At 63.3% G+C, this 16,904-nt stretch carries 18 protein-coding genes; 7 read left to right on the plus strand and 11 right to left on the minus strand.

The features are described from left to right. Positions 1 to 506 precede the first annotated feature (506 nt). The 3 genes from LVJ94_33575 (at position 507) to LVJ94_33585 (ending at position 3,125) form a co-directional block, all read left to right on the plus strand. Positions 507 to 1,322 carry an alpha/beta hydrolase gene (locus LVJ94_33575; GenBank protein ID WXB01836.1) on the plus strand — a complete coding sequence of 272 codons (816 nt, stop codon included), beginning with the start codon at positions 507 to 509 and terminating at the stop codon, positions 1,320 to 1,322. Between the two features lie 318 nt (positions 1,323 to 1,640). After that, positions 1,641 to 2,474, plus strand: a complete 834-nt coding sequence (locus LVJ94_33580) for a type 1 glutamine amidotransferase domain-containing protein (GenBank protein WXB01837.1) — start codon at positions 1,641 to 1,643, stop codon at positions 2,472 to 2,474. A 45-nt stretch (positions 2,475 to 2,519) separates the two neighbouring features. Beyond that, on the plus strand, positions 2,520 to 3,125 hold the full coding sequence (locus LVJ94_33585; protein WXB01838.1) for a class I SAM-dependent methyltransferase: 606 nt from the start codon (positions 2,520 to 2,522) through the stop codon (positions 3,123 to 3,125). Between the two features lie 6 nt (positions 3,126 to 3,131). Here the strand turns inward: LVJ94_33585 and LVJ94_33590 are convergent, their stop codons facing one another. From LVJ94_33590 to LVJ94_33600, 3 genes are read right to left on the minus strand one after another with little or no spacing between them, the layout of a single operon-like run. Next, entirely contained in the window at positions 3,132 to 3,488 is a 357-nt protein-coding gene (locus LVJ94_33590; GenBank protein ID WXB01839.1) for a metalloregulator ArsR/SmtB family transcription factor, read from the minus strand. Positions 3,489 to 3,495: 7 nt separating this feature from the next. Further along, the gene (locus LVJ94_33595; protein WXB01840.1) at positions 3,496 to 3,885 is read right to left on the minus strand and encodes a hypothetical protein; all 390 of its coding nucleotides are present in this window, start codon (positions 3,883 to 3,885) and stop codon (positions 3,496 to 3,498) included. Next, entirely contained in the window at positions 3,882 to 4,502 is a 621-nt protein-coding gene (locus tag LVJ94_33600) for a heavy-metal-associated domain-containing protein (GenBank protein ID WXB01841.1), read from the minus strand. Before LVJ94_33600 ends, LVJ94_33595 begins: the two co-directional genes overlap by 4 nt. 113 nt (positions 4,503 to 4,615) lie before the next feature. Between LVJ94_33600 and LVJ94_33605 the strand changes: the two genes are divergently transcribed. Both LVJ94_33605 and LVJ94_33610 read left to right on the plus strand, forming a co-directional pair. Beyond that, positions 4,616 to 5,023: a hypothetical protein gene (locus LVJ94_33605; protein WXB01842.1), complete on the plus strand. Its 408-nt coding sequence runs from the start codon at positions 4,616 to 4,618 to the stop codon at positions 5,021 to 5,023. 66 nt (positions 5,024 to 5,089) lie between these two features. Then, complete coding sequence (locus LVJ94_33610; protein ID WXB01843.1) at positions 5,090 to 6,064, plus strand: NAD(P)-dependent alcohol dehydrogenase; 975 nt, start codon at positions 5,090 to 5,092, stop codon at positions 6,062 to 6,064. Between the two features lie 41 nt (positions 6,065 to 6,105). Here LVJ94_33610 and LVJ94_33615 read toward each other — a convergent pair whose 3' ends face one another. The 6 genes from LVJ94_33615 to LVJ94_33640 form a co-directional block, all read right to left on the minus strand. Continuing rightward, positions 6,106 to 6,885, minus strand: a complete 780-nt coding sequence (locus tag LVJ94_33615; GenBank protein ID WXB01844.1) for a hypothetical protein — start codon at positions 6,883 to 6,885, stop codon at positions 6,106 to 6,108. Positions 6,886 to 7,092: 207 nt separating this feature from the next. Next, positions 7,093 to 8,037: a prolyl aminopeptidase gene (pip, locus tag LVJ94_33620; protein ID WXB01845.1), complete on the minus strand. Its 945-nt coding sequence runs from the start codon at positions 8,035 to 8,037 to the stop codon at positions 7,093 to 7,095. A 57-nt stretch (positions 8,038 to 8,094) separates the two neighbouring features. Further along, positions 8,095 to 8,922, minus strand: coding sequence for a hypothetical protein (locus tag LVJ94_33625; GenBank protein ID WXB01846.1), 828 nt, complete (start codon positions 8,920 to 8,922; stop codon positions 8,095 to 8,097). Beyond that, positions 8,919 to 10,223: a major royal jelly family protein gene (locus tag LVJ94_33630; protein WXB01847.1), complete on the minus strand. Its 1,305-nt coding sequence runs from the start codon at positions 10,221 to 10,223 to the stop codon at positions 8,919 to 8,921. The genes LVJ94_33625 and LVJ94_33630 overlap by 4 nt, the downstream gene beginning before the upstream one ends. Then, complete coding sequence (locus tag LVJ94_33635; protein ID WXB01848.1) at positions 10,220 to 11,524, minus strand: MFS transporter; 1,305 nt, start codon at positions 11,522 to 11,524, stop codon at positions 10,220 to 10,222. Before LVJ94_33635 ends, LVJ94_33630 begins: the two co-directional genes overlap by 4 nt. Before the next feature lie 8 nt (positions 11,525 to 11,532). After that, the gene (locus tag LVJ94_33640) at positions 11,533 to 11,847 is read right to left on the minus strand and encodes an NIPSNAP family protein (protein ID WXB01849.1); all 315 of its coding nucleotides are present in this window, start codon (positions 11,845 to 11,847) and stop codon (positions 11,533 to 11,535) included. A 115-nt stretch (positions 11,848 to 11,962) separates the two neighbouring features. On the opposite strand from LVJ94_33640, the gene LVJ94_33645 reads away from it, so the two are divergent. Next, positions 11,963 to 13,504 (plus strand): alkaline phosphatase D family protein, encoded by a 1,542-nt coding sequence (locus LVJ94_33645; GenBank protein WXB01850.1) that lies wholly within the window; start codon positions 11,963 to 11,965, stop codon positions 13,502 to 13,504. Between the two features lie 3 nt (positions 13,505 to 13,507). Here LVJ94_33645 and LVJ94_33650 read toward each other — a convergent pair whose 3' ends face one another. Further along, the gene (locus LVJ94_33650; GenBank protein WXB01851.1) at positions 13,508 to 14,386 is read right to left on the minus strand and encodes an NAD(P)-binding domain-containing protein; all 879 of its coding nucleotides are present in this window, start codon (positions 14,384 to 14,386) and stop codon (positions 13,508 to 13,510) included. A gap of 350 nt (positions 14,387 to 14,736) precedes the next feature. On the opposite strand from LVJ94_33650, the gene LVJ94_33655 reads away from it, so the two are divergent. After that, on the plus strand, positions 14,737 to 16,233 hold the full coding sequence (locus LVJ94_33655; protein WXB01852.1) for a hypothetical protein: 1,497 nt from the start codon (positions 14,737 to 14,739) through the stop codon (positions 16,231 to 16,233). A gap of 8 nt (positions 16,234 to 16,241) precedes the next feature. Here the strand turns inward: LVJ94_33655 and LVJ94_33660 are convergent, their stop codons facing one another. Then, positions 16,242 to 16,850 carry a glutathione S-transferase N-terminal domain-containing protein gene (locus LVJ94_33660; protein WXB01853.1) on the minus strand — a complete coding sequence of 203 codons (609 nt, stop codon included), beginning with the start codon at positions 16,848 to 16,850 and terminating at the stop codon, positions 16,242 to 16,244. Between the last annotated feature and the right edge of the window lie 54 nt (positions 16,851 to 16,904).

Genomic DNA, 16,904 nt, shown 5'->3' on the forward strand with positions numbered 1-16,904 from the left:
CGCCGGCCTAACTCTGGTCGAACGACCAGCCGCATGAGAACCGTCAGTTCACACGTCGAATGCGGGATACTTGGATATATCGACACTCCATCTTTGGTGAACCGGCTTCTCCAAACACGAGAATATCGGGTCAACGCCCGGCCGCCGGCGTCCGAGCACATGCCCATCGTCCGCTCGGGCGACGCACAATCTCGACGAGGCGTTTCGTAGGACGAAGACGCGGGCGGCGCCGACGCCAAAGGCTATCTCCAATTGCGACAAGCAGCGAAATTACCCGAGAGATACGATGATTCGTGAATCATCTTCACAACATAATCGACTCCGTACGCGATTGTGCGACGCGTGCGTCTATTCCATTGTGGCTCGTGCAGAGACGCGTGCTAATGTACCTCATCTGGTACGGGTCACCCGTGTCGTCGACCACCATTGGGATGGCACGGGTAGGTATCGTGTGACCGAAGGCGTATTTTTATATCGAGCGCCTACGAAAACGAAAGAAGCATTCAATGAACAAGAATGACTATGTCGGCATGGCGGTGGCGGTCGTGTGCACCGCAGCCCTCGTTGGCTGCGCGAACGCTCAAGCGAATCCGGCGTCTGGCAGTCCAGCGTCGAACCCTCCGCCCGGGGGGCCGCTGCCCTCCGTTGTACTCGTGCACGGCGCTTTCGCCGATGGATCGGGTTGGGAGGGGGTCTACAAGCTCCTGAAACGCGACGGATACTCGGTCAGCATCGTGCAGAACTCGACGGTCACGCTTGCGGATGACGTCGCGGTGACGGGACGCGCGATCGCAGCCCAGACCGGCCAAGTCATCCTCGTCGGCCACTCGTACGGGGGCGCCGTAATTACCGAAGCTGGCAACGATCCAAAGGTCGCGGCGCTCGTCTACATCGCAGGGTACGTGCCCGACAAGGGTGAATCCGTACAGACCCTGATCGGCAACACTCCGCCCGACCAGCCGGCCCCGCCGATCCTGCCACCCAAGGACGGTTTCCTCTCCTTGGACCAATCGAAGTTTGCAGCAGCGTTTGCGGCGGACAGCAACGCCGACAAGGCCGCGTTCATGTCCGCGTCGCAGGTACCGCTCGGAGTGGGGGCGGTCTCGGGTTCCGTGACCACGCCTGCTTGGCGTGCAAAACCAAGCTGGTACCTGGTGCCGACGGCCGACAAGATGATCCCGCCTTCGTTCGAGCGAACGATGGCGAAGCGCGCCGGCGCGACCGTCACCGAGGCGGAGGGGAGCCATACGATCTTCATCGCGAGGCCAGATCTCGTAGCGTCCCTCATCGAGCAAGCCGCGACAGCAACGCAGAGCAAGTAGCTACGAAGAGCTGTTTTTCACCACGGATCACGGCACCGTTGAATCCTTCGTTTCGACGAAGTGGACGATCGCCGTGAGAAACGGGGGGGCTGTGAGTGAGGCTACGACGATAGTTTCGAATCCATTAACGCTCTGGTAAGTGGATCTGAACGGACGCCGCCGTGCATGTGTTGTAAATCGTCGTTCGAAAAGCACCTGCTCGGAAGGATATGCAATATGTTTCGTGCGTTTCATTTTGGCGTCATGCCCTTGGCACTCGCCACATCCATCCTTGGTTGTTCGCGTGAGCCAAACAGCCATTTGGCGGGTGCATCATCCGTGACCGCCAGCCAGTCGAGCCCGCAGGTTTCGCGGGGTAAGGTGCTCGTCGTGCTCTCGAGCACCAACTCCCTGCCTCTACGGGATCACAAGGAGTACAAGACAGGGTACTTCTTGAACGAAATGATGGTCCCCGTAAAGGCCATTGTCGATGCCGGACTCCAACCCGTCTTCGCCAATCCGCAGGGAACGACGCCTGTGATGGATCCCCACTCCGATGACCCATCATTCTTCGGCGGGAACGAACAGACGCTGCGTGACTACAAAGCCTTCCGCGATCGGCTGGAGGGATTTTCGACGCCGCGGAAGCTACGCGATGTCGTGCGCGAGGGGCTCGATGGCTACGTGGGCGTGTTCTTCCCAGGCGGGCATGCGCCAATGGGAGATCTCTTGCAAGACTCCGACGTGGGCGCCACGCTGCAGTACTTCCACGCAAAAGGAAAGCCCACGGGGCTCATCTGTCACGGCCCCATTGCGCTGTTGGCTGCGTCGAGCCAGCCGCCGGCACTCGTCGAGGCGATTGCCGCCAATGACAGCAAGAAGGCGAGCGAGCTCGCACGAGGATGGATCTACGCAGGCTATCGCATGACTGCGTTCAGCACCGCCGAGGAGAAGACGGCGGAAGAGGGCGGAACGCGGGCCTTTCTTGGCGGCAAGGTGCGATTCTACCCCGACGAAGCGCTCCGCATGGCAGGAGGCAACGTTGAAACCGCTCCTCCGGGGAAGAGCCACGTCGTGCACGATCGCGAGCTCTTCACCGGGCAGCAGCCTTTCTCCGATGCGGAGTTTGCCGCGCAGTTCCTGCCAGCCTTGCTCGCTGGCCTCGAAAAATGAGCATGGCTCGCTGACATCCGGCGGGGCTAGACTGGAGGAGCTTCGATGCCCTCCCATGCGAACCGCATCATTGGCTTGTACGAGGACCACGCGCTCGCCTTCGACGCGGACCGGCATCGGGGCCTCTTCGAGCAGCCGTGGCTGGATCGATTTCTGGACCTCATGCCTCCATCGCCGTCCGTCCTCGACGTGGGCTGCGGCATGGGGGAGCCGGTCGCGCGGTACCTCATCGAGCGCGGGTGCATGCTCACGGGGGTCGATGGCGCGCCCGCGATGATCGCGCTTTGCCGTCAGCGCTTTCCGCAGCACGACTGGAACGTCGCGGACATGCGCGGCCTTTCGCTCGGCCATACCTTTCGGGGCGTACTCGCCTGGAACAGCCTGATCCACTTGGAGCGCGACGCGCAGCGGCGCATGTTCCGGGTGTTCGCGGAACATGCGACGTCAGGCTCGGTGCTCATGTTCACCAGCGGAGACGAGGACGACGAGTCGATCAGCAGCTACCGCGGGGAGCCACTCTACCACGCCAGCCTTGCTCCCGCGGAATACCGCGCCTTGCTCGAGCAGAACGGCTTCGAGGTCGTTGCCTTCGTCCCGGGCGATCCGTCCTGCGAGAACACCACGGTCTGGCTCGCCCGCTACGCGCCTTGACCTGCGCTACGTGCGTTCGATGCCGTCGAGCGCCACCTTGCGCAGCACCTTCACCTCGGGCTTGTCCGAGAGCCGGTAGAAGAGCGTCTGGTTGTCGCGGCGGACGGTCACGAGGCCATACGCTTTGAACTTCGCCAAATGTTGAGAGACCGCGGATTGCGATACGCCCAAGATCTCGCCAAGGTCGCACACGCAGACTTCGCCGATCTGGTCGAGCAGGTAGAAGAGGCGCAATCGCGTGGGCTGAGCAACGACGGCGAGGACCGCGGCCCGCTCGTCGAGATCGGGCGTGAACGTCATGCTCTTCTTCCACCGCTTGACCAGATCGCGGCCGGTTTCGGGGGGCGTACATCGAACGGGCATCGCAGTCCTAGTCCTTTCGACCCGTGCAGCACGGGCTCGCCACCGAACCGTCGCCAAGAAACGATGTGACGACGAGCAGTGGAGCACTACCACCAAGTGCCAAAACGATCCACTCGTCCGGCGGAGTCCCCTGAAGCTGCCCATCGACGGTGTACAGGCGGCACTGCAGGCCGAAATCGGTGCCTGCGGCCACGGCGGGGTCGATGTCGATGCCATCGACGCGAACCGTTGGCGAGCCAAGGAAACGTTCGCGGATGGCTTCTTCCTCGCTTGCAATGCGCACCACCGTGACATCCGCCGGGATGCCCGCAGCGCGTGCCGCGGCGCTCGCCCGTGCCACCGTGGCGTCGACGTGGGGGCAGCCGTCGAACATCAGCACTTCGATCCGTTTCATCATTTCGCTTCGCCCTCAGAGAGCAGCTTCGCTTCGTATCCGAGATCGTCGAAGGCGTTGACGTAGGCCAGGGGCCGGCCGGGCGCCGGCTCGTACGCAATCGTTACGCGCTGCGCTCGGACATCGAGCCGCAGATCGCGGAGGCCTCCGACCTTCGCGGGGGCCGCGCGCATCGGCGCCGCGCATGCCTCACAGTCGACGCCCGCCACGTCGAACGTCGCGCTCTCGAGATGGCTGGGCAGCGTGCCACTCGAGCCATGCGAGGACGCGTTCCAGCGTGCCAGAACGGGAGGTGCGGCCGCCACGAGAACCACGACCACGGCGGCGAGCCACAACCCAACGCGTCCAGCGGTCCTCGTACGCGATGGATCGCATCCGCAGCTGTCTCCTGACTCCGCACGCGATCGCCTGGAGCTGAAATAAAATCCCGCAGCAAGGAACGCCGCCGTCGCCGCGAGGAGGTACGGACGGTAGGCGCCAAGCGCCGACGCGACGCCCGCGCCTCCCACCCCCAGGCCGGCAAGGAGCAACGGCCCCAGGCAGCACGAGGAGGCGGCCAGCGCAGCCAACAGGGCACCCCCGACAGAAAGATCTTTCGCTTGCTCGTTCGAGGTTCGCATAGCAGTATATTAACATCTACTAATACACTGCGCCAGCACGAAGGAACGCCAAGCCATCGCTCGACCCGCCGAGGCGATGGTGGTGGTTGCGCGCACATGAAGGGAGGCAACGCATGAACACAGAATGGACTCGACGCGACGTGTTCGCGCTCGTGTACGGCGCCGCGGTGGCGCTGACCGTTGGATGCAAGACGCAGGAAGCGGAAGAGGCCTCGTCGACCGGCGCGAATGCCAGCGCCACCCAGGCCATTCGACCTGAAGACCCGGTCGACGAATCATTCCGCGGCTGCCAGAAGTCGTGCGGGATGAACGCGGCGGACGTATCCGATCGCATCGTGCTCCAGCCAAAAGCGAAGCAGGGCGACTACACGCGCTGTCCCGTGAGTGGCGCGGTATTCCAAATTGCCCCGGAGACGCAACGGCGCGTCCATGACAACCGCACCGCGTTCTTCTGCTGCGAGGCGTGCGCGCGCTACTTCGAGAAGCACGCCGACGCGGTCATCGCGCTTCGCCATCTGTAGCTACCTGGCTATTTACGCGACACGATTGCTCGTGGCCACATCGGTGGATCGTGCGAGTATCGCCCCATGAAGGCAATTGTCTATCGCGATTATGGCAAGGCAGACCTCCTCTGCATGGAGGATATTCCGTTGCCCGCGCTCGCGGTGAACGAAGCGCTCGTGCGGGTTCGGGCTGCCGCGCTCAATCCCAAGGACTCGTTTTTTCGCAAAGGCCGGTTTCACGCTTTCTCCGGCCGGAGGTTCCCCAAGCAAATCGGCGTCGACTTCGTCGGTGAGATCGTCCGGGTGGGTGCTCGCTTCCGCGTTGCGAGGGTCGGGGAACCGGTCATGGGGTTCGTCTCCGAGGTGAGGTACCTCCGCGGCACGCTCGCCGAATTCGTGCGTGTCCGCGAGAACGAGGCAGGCCCCATTCCACCATCGTTCGCCACGCCCGATCTTGCCGGTGTGCCGCTTTCCGCACTGACGGCCCTTCAAGCACTTCGCGACGTCGCGCGCCTCGCGCCGGGCGATCGGGTTTGCATACACGGAGCGTCCGGTGGCGTCGGCACCATGGCCATCCAGATCGCCAAGGCCATGGGCGCGCACGTGACGACCACGTCGAGCCCGAAGAACTTCGCGCTATGCCGCGAGCTCGGCGCCGATGTCCCATGCGACTACGCCGCGGACGACCTATTCGAAGGAAATACGAATTATCGCGTCGTATTCGATGCCTTCGGAAATTTGTCCCTCGCAAAGGTACGCGCCGTACTCTCGAGCCGCGGGGTCTACGTCTCGACGGTGCCGTCGCGCCGCCTTGCATGCGAGGTGCTCGCGACCACGGTCGGATTTCCGCGCGCGCGTCTGGTGGTCGTTCGACCGCGGGTCGCGGACTTTGCCTACGTGGCGGAGCTCCTCATCTCGGGACGACTCCGCCCCGTGACCGATCGCACCTATGCATTTACCCGCACCGATGTCATTGCGGCCATGCACCATCTCGAATCCAAGCGCACACGTGGCAAGGTGATCGTCGACATGCTCGAACACGGGCCCTTTGCATCATAGCCGGCGACGCTGCGCCGCCGTGGGTCAGTCCTTTTTCGCAATCACTGTTCGAAGCAATAGACGTGCGCGGGGGTGCTGCAGGCAACGAAGTCGCCCGACGTCCACCGGTCCGCGCTTCCCGCCGCGGTTCCGGCGGTTGCCTCGGAGTTCGCGGTGCTTGCGGTCCAGCCCCGGCAGGTCCGGTCCGGGACGATCTGCCCTCCCGTACCGGTTCCCGTCCACACCCTCGTGCCGTCGAGGGCCCGACGACCATTCTCGTCTTGGACCAGGCTGGCCGCCCCCGCGGAGAGCTTCCACGCGGAAGCATTGGGCACGGTCGCCAGGTTTGCCTTGTTTTTGAACAGCCACGCCGTGCGGTCCACGCTGTACCAGCCGCCCGCAACCTCCGCGATGCGATCGATGGCATGACGGGTGACGGGGGCGGAGTCGTTGGTGGTGCTCGAAATCCACGCTCTCCAGGTTCCGCCGAGGTTCGCGCTGGCAGCCGCCGTATTGCACAATCTGTCGGCGCCGGCCGCGCCGGGATCGGTCCCCGTGCCATACTTCGCGAAGTCGCCCGGGTACTCCGCGCTGGTCACGAACATGCGTTTCGCGTTCGGCGGTCCAGCAGCATCAGCAAATCCGCTGCCGTTGGTGGGATCACTACCCTCGTTGGACGGCGGAATGGAGGCATCGCGTTCGTCCGAACTCGATCCATCGCCCCTACCACCGCCCTGGGGATCCCGATGCGAGTCATCATTCGGGTCCGATTTACCAAAGTCGAACATCGCGTCGCACGCCATGAGGCCCACCACGAGAAAAGCCAAGTACGCATACTTCATCGTTCCCTCCGTCGCATCGTTCCGCGCGCACGCCATTAAGGAATGCCAAGCCGACCCATCACGCCACCAAATTCGGAATCATGGCCACGGCCGACAAGACGATTGGCCCGGGCCCATCGCGTTGTCGAAGGAAGGTCTTCCGTAGGTTCCTGCACACCGTGAAGCATTGAACGCCGTGCCGAGGCTCGTCCCCGGTAGCGCGCGCCCTCAGCGATAGCGGTCCGTTGCCTCCACCACCTGGTGCAAGATTCCCGGTTCGAACACGGAGTGGCCGGCGTCCTCCACGACTTCGAACCGGGCCTCGGGCCACGCGCGGTGAAGCGCCCAAGCGTTTTGCAAAGGGCAAATGACGTCGTAGCGACCGTGCACGATCGTGGCGGGCAGATGACGAATGCGGTTCACACCGTCGAGCAAGGCCGTGTCGGGACCAAAGAAGGCCCCGTGGACCGAATAGTGGCATTCGAGCCGCGCAATGGCGACGGCAAATGGCCCCCCGGTCGACCGCGCCATGCGCTCTCGATCGGGGAGCAGGCTTATCGTGCGAGACTCCCACACGGCCCAGGCGCGCGCGGCCTCGGACTGCACCTTGGGGTCGTCGTCGGTGAGGCGCTTGTAGAATGCATGCACCAGATCATGTCGTTCGTCTTGCGGGATGGGGGCCACGAAGTCCTCCCACGCATCCGGGAAAATTGCGCTCGCGCCGGATTGGTTGAACCACGCGATCTCGGAAGCCCGCGCCAGAAAGATGCCGCGAAGGACCATCTCCGTCACCCGCTCCGGATGCCGCTGAGCATACGCGAGCGAAAGCGTGCTTCCCCACGAGCCGCCGAACAATTGCCACGCATCGATTCCCAAGTGAACGCGAAGCGCCTCCATGTCGTCGACCAGGTGCCACGTCGTGTTCTGCTCCAGCGACGCGTGGGGCGTGCTCTTGCCGCAGCCGCGTTGATCGAAGAGTACGATGCGGTAGCGCGTGGGATCGAAGAAGCGCCTGTGTCGTGGTTCGGTGGCGCCGCCCGGTCCGCCATGGACGAAGAGCACCGGCTTGCCTTTGGGGTTGCCAGAGACCTCCCAGTAAATTTCGTGCCCACCGGAGACGGCCAAGCGGCCCGCCGAGTGCGGCTCGATCGGCGGATAGAGGGTCTTGCGCATGGGAACGGACCATAGTCGAAAAAACTCGATGCCACGCGCCAACTGCTTCCACCTCGCTCACCGTGCGACAGTCCCCTCCTGGGTCGCGGGGAAGAGAAGCCTTCCTCCGGGCGCGAGCGCGAGATCGTCGTCGAGATGAGCCACGAACCGCTCGGAATCCGAGGTGACGAAGTGAACGTGGATATGGCTCACCGGATTGGTAAGCACGCCCTTCTCACCGGCCACATGAAAGCCCAGCGCCTCGATCGTGCGCTCGCCGAGAGGGCCCAGGCGCCGTTCGCGCAGGAAGCTCGCGTGGGGATCCGGGAATCCGGTGCCCGCGCCACCGACCACGAACCACCGTAGAACGCGCACCTTTGCCTCGATCCGGAACGGGAGCGCGCGCGATGCATCGACGCCCGCGGCATGGGCCGCCTCCGGCACGAACGCCTCGAGATCCTGAAAGCTCACCACGTTCGACGGGATATCGACCGAGCACCAGCGCGCCACCCGCGCATAGACCAAGAACGCAACGGGGGGCAATGGGCCGTCGGAGCGGCTGTAGGAAAGCCCAGCGTATTGCCCGAGGTGCACCCGATCGCCCAACACGAGGATCTCGCGATCGAGGCCATGGGGCATGCCGATGCCCCAAAGCGGGCCTTGCCCCTCGAGCGCGCCAACGGAAACGCTGCCATTCAGTTCGTTCGTGGCAATCCGGCGAAGGTCCCCCACCGAGTGCACTCCGGGATCGCGCAAAGCCTCACCCGGTGCCGGCACAGCGCACGCCTCGATCGTTTCCGCGGGGCGAATGGGCGGCTCGAGCAGCTGGGAGATGCTCTTGTCCGCGCAACCGCAGAGCAGCGCGAAGGCGGCACCCCCTCCAAATTTCCATCGGGCGAGACTCATTTCACGAACGCCTTGCTCGAGTCGGTTTGAATCCGCCAGATGCGAAAATTGGGCGTACTTTGCTCGAAATTCATCTGACCGGCGAAAGCTCGATTGAGCCAATTGCTGCTGAACCACAAGCCGCCTTTGTCATCCCACGTCAGGCTGTCCGGCCACTCCGTGCCGGGTCCCTCGGCGAGGGTCGCAGTCGTCGTGCCCCATGGGGTGAAGTACTGAACTTTGCCGGCCGCAAGGTTCGTGAAATAGATGCGCCCCTTGGCGTCGGCCGACAGGCCATCACCGCCACCGCCGATTCTCTTGGGTCCCGTAATGGCTTGCTCAATCTGCGTGGCGGTGGCGGCTGGATCGAGCAACACGTCCACGTTCGCCGAATAGATGGCATCTCCCGTGGTGACGTTCCAGTACAACGTGCGACCATCCGGAGACAGGGTAATCCCATTGATCCCGACGGCAAGGCGGCCCGTCGGCAGGGCGCGCTCGCCGAGGACGGTCAACTCACGGGTCGGATCATCCTGCACCGAAGGGTGACGGTCGAGAATACGGCGCGCGGAATTGGCCTTGAAGTCGTAGACGATGATGCCGCTGGCCGTCGGCGATCCGGAGCGATTGCCGCTGTCGGTGATGAAGGCGAGCTCCCTCTTTTCGTCGATCACCAGATCATTGAGGAACGACGTCGCACGGTTGGCCACCGAATCCGGAATGGCGTAACGTTTCAACTCTTTGCCGGTATTCAAGTCCAGCACCACGATCTTCTGCGCACCGTCGGGCGTAGGATCGACGCCGGCGACCCACCCCATGTCGAGGATCCACATGCGATTCGCACTGTCGACCTCGACGCCGAGGACATTTTGAAAATGGGCCGCGGCATCCCCCACGGCGTTCTCATCCCAGCCCGGGAACGGAAGCAGGACGGATTTCCCATAGACCGTCACCACCTGATTGAGTGTCGAGGGCACGCCCTTGTCGAGCCACCGCGGCGTGGTCACATAGACATTGCCCTTGCGGTCGACATCGACCCCCGCCAAGGTGGCGCCCTTGTAAACGCCGGCGGATACATACGCCTGCCGTTCCGCAGCGCTGCGCCAAAACCAGTCCATGCGCGTCCACGAATGCATCACTTCGGCCTTGCCGAAGGGATTCCCTTGCGCCGCGTCGACTTCAACGGCCCCCGACTCTTGCGCCGCATCGACGCCGCCCGGCGGCATCTGCGCCTCATCGTTTCGCGCACACGCCAACGCGGCAATCGCCGAGCCGGATACGAGCAATAGGCCAATGTACATGCCAAATGGATTCGTTTTCATATTTGCTCCTGTTCCGCGGGGATGCGCACGGCCCACCCGAGCACGAGCACCAGCGCGGTCGAGATAAGTGGAAAGATGGAAAGGGCCAGCAGCGCCCCGTCGAAACTGCCGCTACGTTGCTTGATCCATCCCACGAGGTATGGACCGCCAAACCCCGAAAGATTCGCGATGGAGTTGATCAGGGCAATGCCGGTCGCGGCCCGGGTGCCCGTGAGCATGGCTGTGGGGAGCGTCCAGAAGACCGGAAGCGAGGCGAAAATCCCCGTCGCGGCCACGCTGAGAACCAACACCGTGAGCCATGGGTCGCGGAGGCATGCGCACGTGGCCAAGCCCATACATGCCAGCGCGGCGGGCAGGGCCATATGCCAAAAGCGCTCCTTGCTCCGGTCCGAGTGCCGCGCCCAGAGGACCATGGCGATCGCACCAGATAGAAACGGCAAGGCGGTCACCAGGCCCGTTTGGGTATTCGTCAGGCCCATGGCTTTGACGATTTGGGGAAGCCAGAACCCCAATCCATAATTCGAGGCGGTAAGACCGAAATACACGATGGCGAGGCAAAGGATCCGCGGACTCGCCATCGCCCGAGCGATGCCGCTCGCGGTGGCGCGTTCGGACTCCGCATCCCCCGCCGGACGGAGCGCGCGGCGCAACCAATCACGCTCCTCGCGGGAAAGCCACTCCGCGCGCTCCGGCGAGTCGGTCAAGTACCAGCCCGCCACGAGCCCGAGGAGGACGGCCGGCGCGCCCTCGAGGATGAAGAGCCATTGCCAACCTTTGAGCCCGAGCCAACCGTCGAGCCCGAGCAAGCTCCCCGAGATCGGCGCCCCCACGACGCTCGAAGCGGGGATGGATACCATGAACAGGCTGACAATCCGGGCGCGGTACGCGGGCGGAAACCAGAACGTCAAATACAGAATGATTCCAGGAAAGAAGCCCGCTTCGGCCGCGCCGACGAGGAATCGCGCAACGTAGAAGCTCGTTGGCCCCGAGACGAACGCCGTCGCCGAGGAAAGAATGCCCCACGTCACCATGATGCGGGCAATCCAGCGACGCGCCCCCACCTTCACGAGCGCGTAATTGCTGGGAACCTCGAACAGGAAGTACCCAACGAAGAAGATGCTCGCCCCCAGGCTGTACGACAAGGCGTCGAGCCCGATGTCCGCATTCATCGTGAGCGCCGCAAAGCCCACGTTGACCCGATCGAGGTACGCGGCCACGTAGCAAAGCACCAAGAAGGGAACGAGGCGCCGCCGAATCTTGCGGATGGTTCGTGCCTCGACGCGCTCGTTCCCGGGCTTCATCGAGACGCTCACTGCAAGGGCGAGAACGACGTTGGGTGCAGCACCGTGCTCTCCATGCGCTCGAGCATCGGGAGTGCACGCGGCAAGAATTCGCCGCTCCAGATCGGGTCCTTCATCAACGCAGCACGCAGTACGGCACGATGATCGAGACTCTCGTACTGCCAGATATGCACGACGCGGTTGAGCGCACCGAATTCGGAGGACCAAAAGCCCACCAAGGTGCCGTAATTTTTCCGAACCGGCATACCTACTTCGTTGAACAGCCGAAGGTAGTCGTCCAGCAAGCCGGGTTTGACGTCGTAGGTGCGAAGCTCGTAGACCATTGATGGTCTAGAGGTTAGTCGCACCGCCTGTTTCGTCCATTCGAACGAACTTAGTCATCTGTTAAGCACATCGAAACGATTGTCCCCAGACGGCCCTCGGACTACAAAAGGGACCGTGAAGACCTCTTTGCGAGTTCTCAGCCGGCGTGACATTCTCATGGCAGGCGGGGCGTGCGCCCTGGCTGCCTGTTCACCCAAACGTCCGGCCAGCGGCGCGCCCCTCGAGCTCTCCCATGGCGTTCAATGTGGAGACGTCACCGCCTCCTCGGCGTTGGTGTGGGCTCGGGCGGGCGGCCTTGCGCGCATGCGCATCGAGACCAGCCTGGACGAAAGCATGAAGGCGGCACGGACTTGGAACGGTCCCGTGCTCGCCGCAGAGACGGACTTTACAGGCAAGTACATCCTTTCCGATTTGCCCGCGGACAGCGTCATCCACTACCGCGTCACCATGGTGGATCCGTCCAACGACAGCTCGTGGGGCCCGCCCGTCGTGGGCAGGTTTCAGACCGCGCCCGCCCAGGCCAAGGATATTCGATTCGTCTGGTCGGGCGACTTGGCCGGGCAAGGATATGGCATCAACCCCGCCTATGGCGGCTACCGCATTTTCAAGACGATGGAAGCGCTGAACCCGCTATTCTTTTTGTGCAGCGGCGACTCGATCTACGCCGATGGCGAGATCCCCGAGACGATCGCACTGCCCAATGGGACCGAGTGGCGAAACATCGTGAGCGAAGAAAAATCCAAGGTAGCGGAGACCTTGGACGAGTTCCGTGGGAATTACAAATACAACCTCCTGGACACCCACTTTCGTTCCTTCGCCTCGAAGATCGCTCAAGTGATCCAGTGGGACGACCACGAAGTGCGAAACAACTGGTACCCCGGACAGATCCTCGACGATGCAAGGTACACCGAAAAACGCATCACGGTGTTGGCGGAGCGAGCCAAGCGCGCGTTCCTCGAGTACATGCCCATCGCGCCCAATCCGAACGAAGCCCGCCGCGTGTACCGGACCATGCACTATGGCCCGCTGCTCGATCTGTTCGTCCTCGACATGCGCACGTACCGCAATGCCAACGACGAGAATCGGGCGCCTCCCCCGAGCGAAGGGATCTTGGGCGTCGAGCAAGTGCAATGGCTGAAGCGCGAGCTCGAAGCGTCGCGCGCGACGTGGAAGGTGATCGCCAGCGATATGCCGATTGGGCTGGTCGTTCGCGATGGCAACACGCGGTTCGAGGCCGTCGCCCAGGGCGACGGCGGACCGCCACTGGGACGTGAGGGGGAGATCGCAGAGATTCTCTCCTTCGTCCATCAGAAGAAGATCCCCGGATTGGTCTGGCTCACCGCCGACGTGCACTACACCGCCGCGCACTATTACAATCCCGACAAGGCTGCCTTTTCCGACTTCACGCCTTTCTGGGAGTTCGTTTCCGGCCCCTTGAACGCCGGCGGTTTCGGCCCGAACGATCTCGATGCTACGTTCGGGCCCGAGGTAAAATTCGTGAAGGCCCCGAGTCGGCAAAGTGCTTCTCCGCTCGAAACATCGCCCTACTTCGGAGAGGTCTTCATCGAGGCCTATTCCAAAGTGATGACCGTCACGTTGCGCGATACCGACGGTGCGGCTCTGTATTCCGTTCGTCTGGATCCGGCCACGTCCTGAGAGCTACCCCTTCATTCCCTGGTACACGGCGGCCATGTCGTGCGTGCCGCGGCCTCCATCACTTGCGCGCGCGAAGATCACTTCGAGGGCCTCCGAGAGGCCGAGATGAATTCCGTGCTCCTGGCCAATGGCGTGGATGAGACGAACGGAGGCGTGGCACGTCTCCACCGACGACATGGTCGTCTCGTCGGCGGCGAATCGGCGCTTGGCGATTCGCTCCACGGAATCCTTCATCGCGCCCTCGAGCACCGGTAAGGTCGCTCCAAGCGTGCTCGCGAAGGCATCGAGCGGGAAACCCTCCGCCTCGCAAATGGCCGCGGCGTGCCACGTGCCGAAGAGGGAGCCCCAGAGGACGGTGAGGATCGCGGCATCGAGCGCGTTGGCGTGACCGATATCGACGCCGAGGTAAACAGCATTTCCCCCCAACGCCGCGAACACCGGTGCGTTCGCGTCGAAGAGCTCTTTCTCCCCCGAATAGAGAATCGTACAACCCGATTGCCCAATGAAGTTCGGTGTCGCCATGATCGCGCCATCCAAGTAGAGAATCCCGTGTGCGCGCGCCCACGCGGCTGCGTCCTTCGCGTGGCGTGGCGTCCCGGTGGCGAGTTGCACGAAGAGCTTTCCGCGCAATGCCTCCGTCATGGCCGAGGGCGCCAGCAGCGCGGTGGTGGTGGCATAATCGCTCACGTTCCCCACGACGATGTCTGCGCCTGCGATCGCATCGTCGAGCGACGACGCCACGCGAACGCCTTGGGCCTCGAGCGGTTTGGCCTTCGACACCGTGCGGTTCCAAACCGTCACCGCGTGCCCTCGCGCGAGAAATGCAAGGGCGAGCGCAGCCCCCATGCGTCCTGTGCCGATAACCGTGATCCGTCGTTTCATGTGGGAATTCCTCCTGCACCGGCCATTTAGTGTCCGGCGGCCCAGCGGTCGCGCACGATCCGATGTTTCGGGAGCACGAACCGCTGATCGCAGCGCGGAATGCCGCTCGGGATGTCTCCGAGCGTCACCTCCTCGCTCGCGTTGACTATTTTCAGTACGGTCACCGTCGTCCCGTGACCGACTATTCGTTCTCGAATTTCATGCGTGAAAAAGCCTCGTTCTTTTTCTTTTTCCGCTGGCCCACGAGTGGCCCGGATTCTCCGAATGGAGTACGATTCATTGCATCCGGCGAACGAATCATGGGCACGAACACGCCAACGCCGCATCGAGGCGGTCAACAATCGACGCTGATGTTGGACGTTCACACGGCGCCAACCCTGGTCGGCCTTCTCGAAGCGCCCCGGCTCGAAATATGCTCCAGCTCCGACGAGGATCCAACGCTGGTCGACGAGGCGTCGCCCTCCGAGAGGGAGGACGATACGCTACAACCTGGTGGGCTTCGAGAAAAGGTCACGACCGTCATCGGAGTGCCTGCGCTCGAAGAGCCGCCCGCGCGAAGAGATGCGCTGGGTGAGTCGTGGAGCGCATCGCGCGATGCTCCGAGGACTCGAGATGCGATATGGCGTCCCAGGCTGTTCTTTTGGGTGAAACCGCTTTTCGCCGCTTGGTACGCGCTTCACCGATTGCAGCAGGGTAAACCGCCTTTGGTCCTGGCCCTGTTCCTAGGGACCGGTGCCCTCGTCGCGCTCATCACCATCGGGGCCGCCGCCAAAGGGCTCTTCGTGCGACCGCCCGCGCCCGCGCAAAAGGCTCTCCCAGCGGCACCGGCGCAGCCCGTCGCCGCCCCACCTTCCTGCAACGTGATAGGCCCTACGCAATCCGTGGCTCCAGAGGTTCAACTCGCGGGCGGCCTCGAAGCGGTGGCCGTGCGCGGTGGAATCGCCATCGGGTTCGCGAAAAACGCGAACGAAGCCGTCGTGTCGACGCTCGACCCCAACGGGCTCTCCATCGGAGTGCCGCACGTCTCCACCTCGAAAGAGGAGGTTCACCGCGTCACCCCGAACCTGGACGGTCTCGAGATCGTCTCGAGCGACGGCAAACGAGATCCCATCGCGTCGCGACGTCCATCGAGCGGCCTTGCGCCCATCGATATCGGAATGGCCGATGGTCATCTCGTTTGGGCCGCACGCGGCTCCAATGAGTTTGGCGCTCTATGGGCACTGGAAGGAGACGCGGCGATCGACGCGCTCCGAGCCGTCCCCTTGAATGGGGACGAGAAAGCTTACATCCTCGCGTTCCGACGTGGCGCGAGCATCTGGACCGGCGTCATCGCACGTACCGACGACCACGCGAACTACGTTCCCGTAACCGCACTCTCGGAGGCGAAGGGCGGCGGCGCCCAAGTCGGTGCGCCGTCGTTGGCCGTGAGTGGGGAAACGGCACGGACCGTCTGGGCGGATCGTGCGGGCGGTGAGGGACCGTGGCGTTTGCGCTCTCGAAGGTGGGTCCGTGGCAGCGAGTCCCCTTCCCCCGTCGAATCGCTCGAGATCCCCAACGACGACGCAGGAGCGTCCTACATATCGCCGTCGATCGTTTCGCTCGACGGCGGACGTTTTCTCGTCGTTTGGAGCGAAGGCCCTGCCTTGCAGCATCGAGTCCGCGCCATGACCATCAACGCGGAGGGACACGCATTGGGCTCCCCTCTTTCGATTTCGAGCGAAGGCGCGAATGCCGGCCAAGGCCAAGCCGCCGTCCTCCCCGACGGCCGCGGGATTGTCGCCTATCTAGCCGGGCGCGACGGTCATTTCGAATTGATGGCAACGCCCATCGACTGTCCCAGTCGCTGAATGAACCATCACGACGGCACCTCCGCCTCGAGCGCTTCCCGGACGGATGGCCGCTCCCCCACGCATGCAACGTAGTCAGCCAATCGAGCAGGCAATTCCTGCCCCGTCACTCGGACGAACGTGCGCAACGCCCAGAACGCATAAGCGTCGGCAATCGTGAAGTCTTCTCCTCCGAAGTAGGGCCCGCGCCCGAGCCTCTCTTCGAGGAGCGCGACCCGATGCGCGAGCCGCCGAGCTGCCCAATCTTTTGCTTCGCGACCAGGAGTCGGCATCAGCGTAAATGGGAGAAACGCCTTGTGCAGTTCCGTCGCGATGAAGCTCACCAGCTCGTCCAAGCGCAGACGATCCATGGTTCCTCGGGGCGGAGCGAGCCGTGTCTCGGGCCGCAAATCCGCCAGGTAGTGCACGATGACCGAGACTTCGGTGAAAAGCGCGCCGTCGTCCATCACCAAGGCGGGCACGTAACTCTTGGGGGTAATCTCTTCGAAGTTGCGACCGTCCGCGAGCGTCTTGCGGCGCAGATCGACCCGGGCGAGCTCGAACGGGCGTCCAAGCTCTCGCAAGACGATATGCGGAACCAACGAGCACACGTGGGGCGCGTAGAACAATTTCATCATCTTTTTTACCTTTCCTGGGGAGTCCTGCCCGCTCCGAGTAAGTGCCTCGCGACT

The sequence above is a fragment of the Sorangiineae bacterium MSr11367 genome, assembly GCA_037157805.1.
Taxonomy (GTDB): domain Bacteria; phylum Myxococcota_A; class Polyangia; order Polyangiales; family Polyangiaceae; genus Pendulispora; species Pendulispora rubella.

What these genes read in the sequence shown, in the direction of transcription:
- LVJ94_33575 (WXB01836.1), top strand. Translation starts at nt 507, where the DNA reads ATGAACAAGAATGACTATGTCGGCATGGCGGTGGCGGTCGTGTGCACC.
- LVJ94_33585 (WXB01838.1), top strand. Translation starts at nt 2,520, where the DNA reads ATGCCCTCCCATGCGAACCGCATCATTGGCTTGTACGAGGACCACGCG.
- LVJ94_33590 (WXB01839.1), bottom strand. Translation starts at nt 3,488, where the DNA reads ATGCCCGTTCGATGTACGCCCCCCGAAACCGGCCGCGATCTGGTCAAG.
- LVJ94_33595 (WXB01840.1), bottom strand. Translation starts at nt 3,885, where the DNA reads ATGATGAAACGGATCGAAGTGCTGATGTTCGACGGCTGCCCCCACGTC.
- LVJ94_33600 (WXB01841.1), bottom strand. Translation starts at nt 4,502, where the DNA reads ATGCGAACCTCGAACGAGCAAGCGAAAGATCTTTCTGTCGGGGGTGCC.
- LVJ94_33605 (WXB01842.1), top strand. Translation starts at nt 4,616, where the DNA reads ATGAACACAGAATGGACTCGACGCGACGTGTTCGCGCTCGTGTACGGC.
- LVJ94_33610 (WXB01843.1), top strand. Translation starts at nt 5,090, where the DNA reads ATGAAGGCAATTGTCTATCGCGATTATGGCAAGGCAGACCTCCTCTGC.
- LVJ94_33615 (WXB01844.1), bottom strand. Translation starts at nt 6,885, where the DNA reads ATGAAGTATGCGTACTTGGCTTTTCTCGTGGTGGGCCTCATGGCGTGC.
- pip (WXB01845.1), bottom strand. Translation starts at nt 8,037, where the DNA reads ATGCGCAAGACCCTCTATCCGCCGATCGAGCCGCACTCGGCGGGCCGC.
- LVJ94_33625 (WXB01846.1), bottom strand. Translation starts at nt 8,922, where the DNA reads ATGAGTCTCGCCCGATGGAAATTTGGAGGGGGTGCCGCCTTCGCGCTG.
- LVJ94_33630 (WXB01847.1), bottom strand. Translation starts at nt 10,223, where the DNA reads ATGAAAACGAATCCATTTGGCATGTACATTGGCCTATTGCTCGTATCC.
- LVJ94_33635 (WXB01848.1), bottom strand. Translation starts at nt 11,524, where the DNA reads ATGAAGCCCGGGAACGAGCGCGTCGAGGCACGAACCATCCGCAAGATT.
- LVJ94_33640 (WXB01849.1), bottom strand. Translation starts at nt 11,847, where the DNA reads ATGGTCTACGAGCTTCGCACCTACGACGTCAAACCCGGCTTGCTGGAC.
- LVJ94_33650 (WXB01851.1), bottom strand. Translation starts at nt 14,386, where the DNA reads ATGAAACGACGGATCACGGTTATCGGCACAGGACGCATGGGGGCTGCG.
- LVJ94_33655 (WXB01852.1), top strand. Translation starts at nt 14,737, where the DNA reads ATGTTGGACGTTCACACGGCGCCAACCCTGGTCGGCCTTCTCGAAGCG.
- LVJ94_33660 (WXB01853.1), bottom strand. Translation starts at nt 16,850, where the DNA reads ATGATGAAATTGTTCTACGCGCCCCACGTGTGCTCGTTGGTTCCGCAT.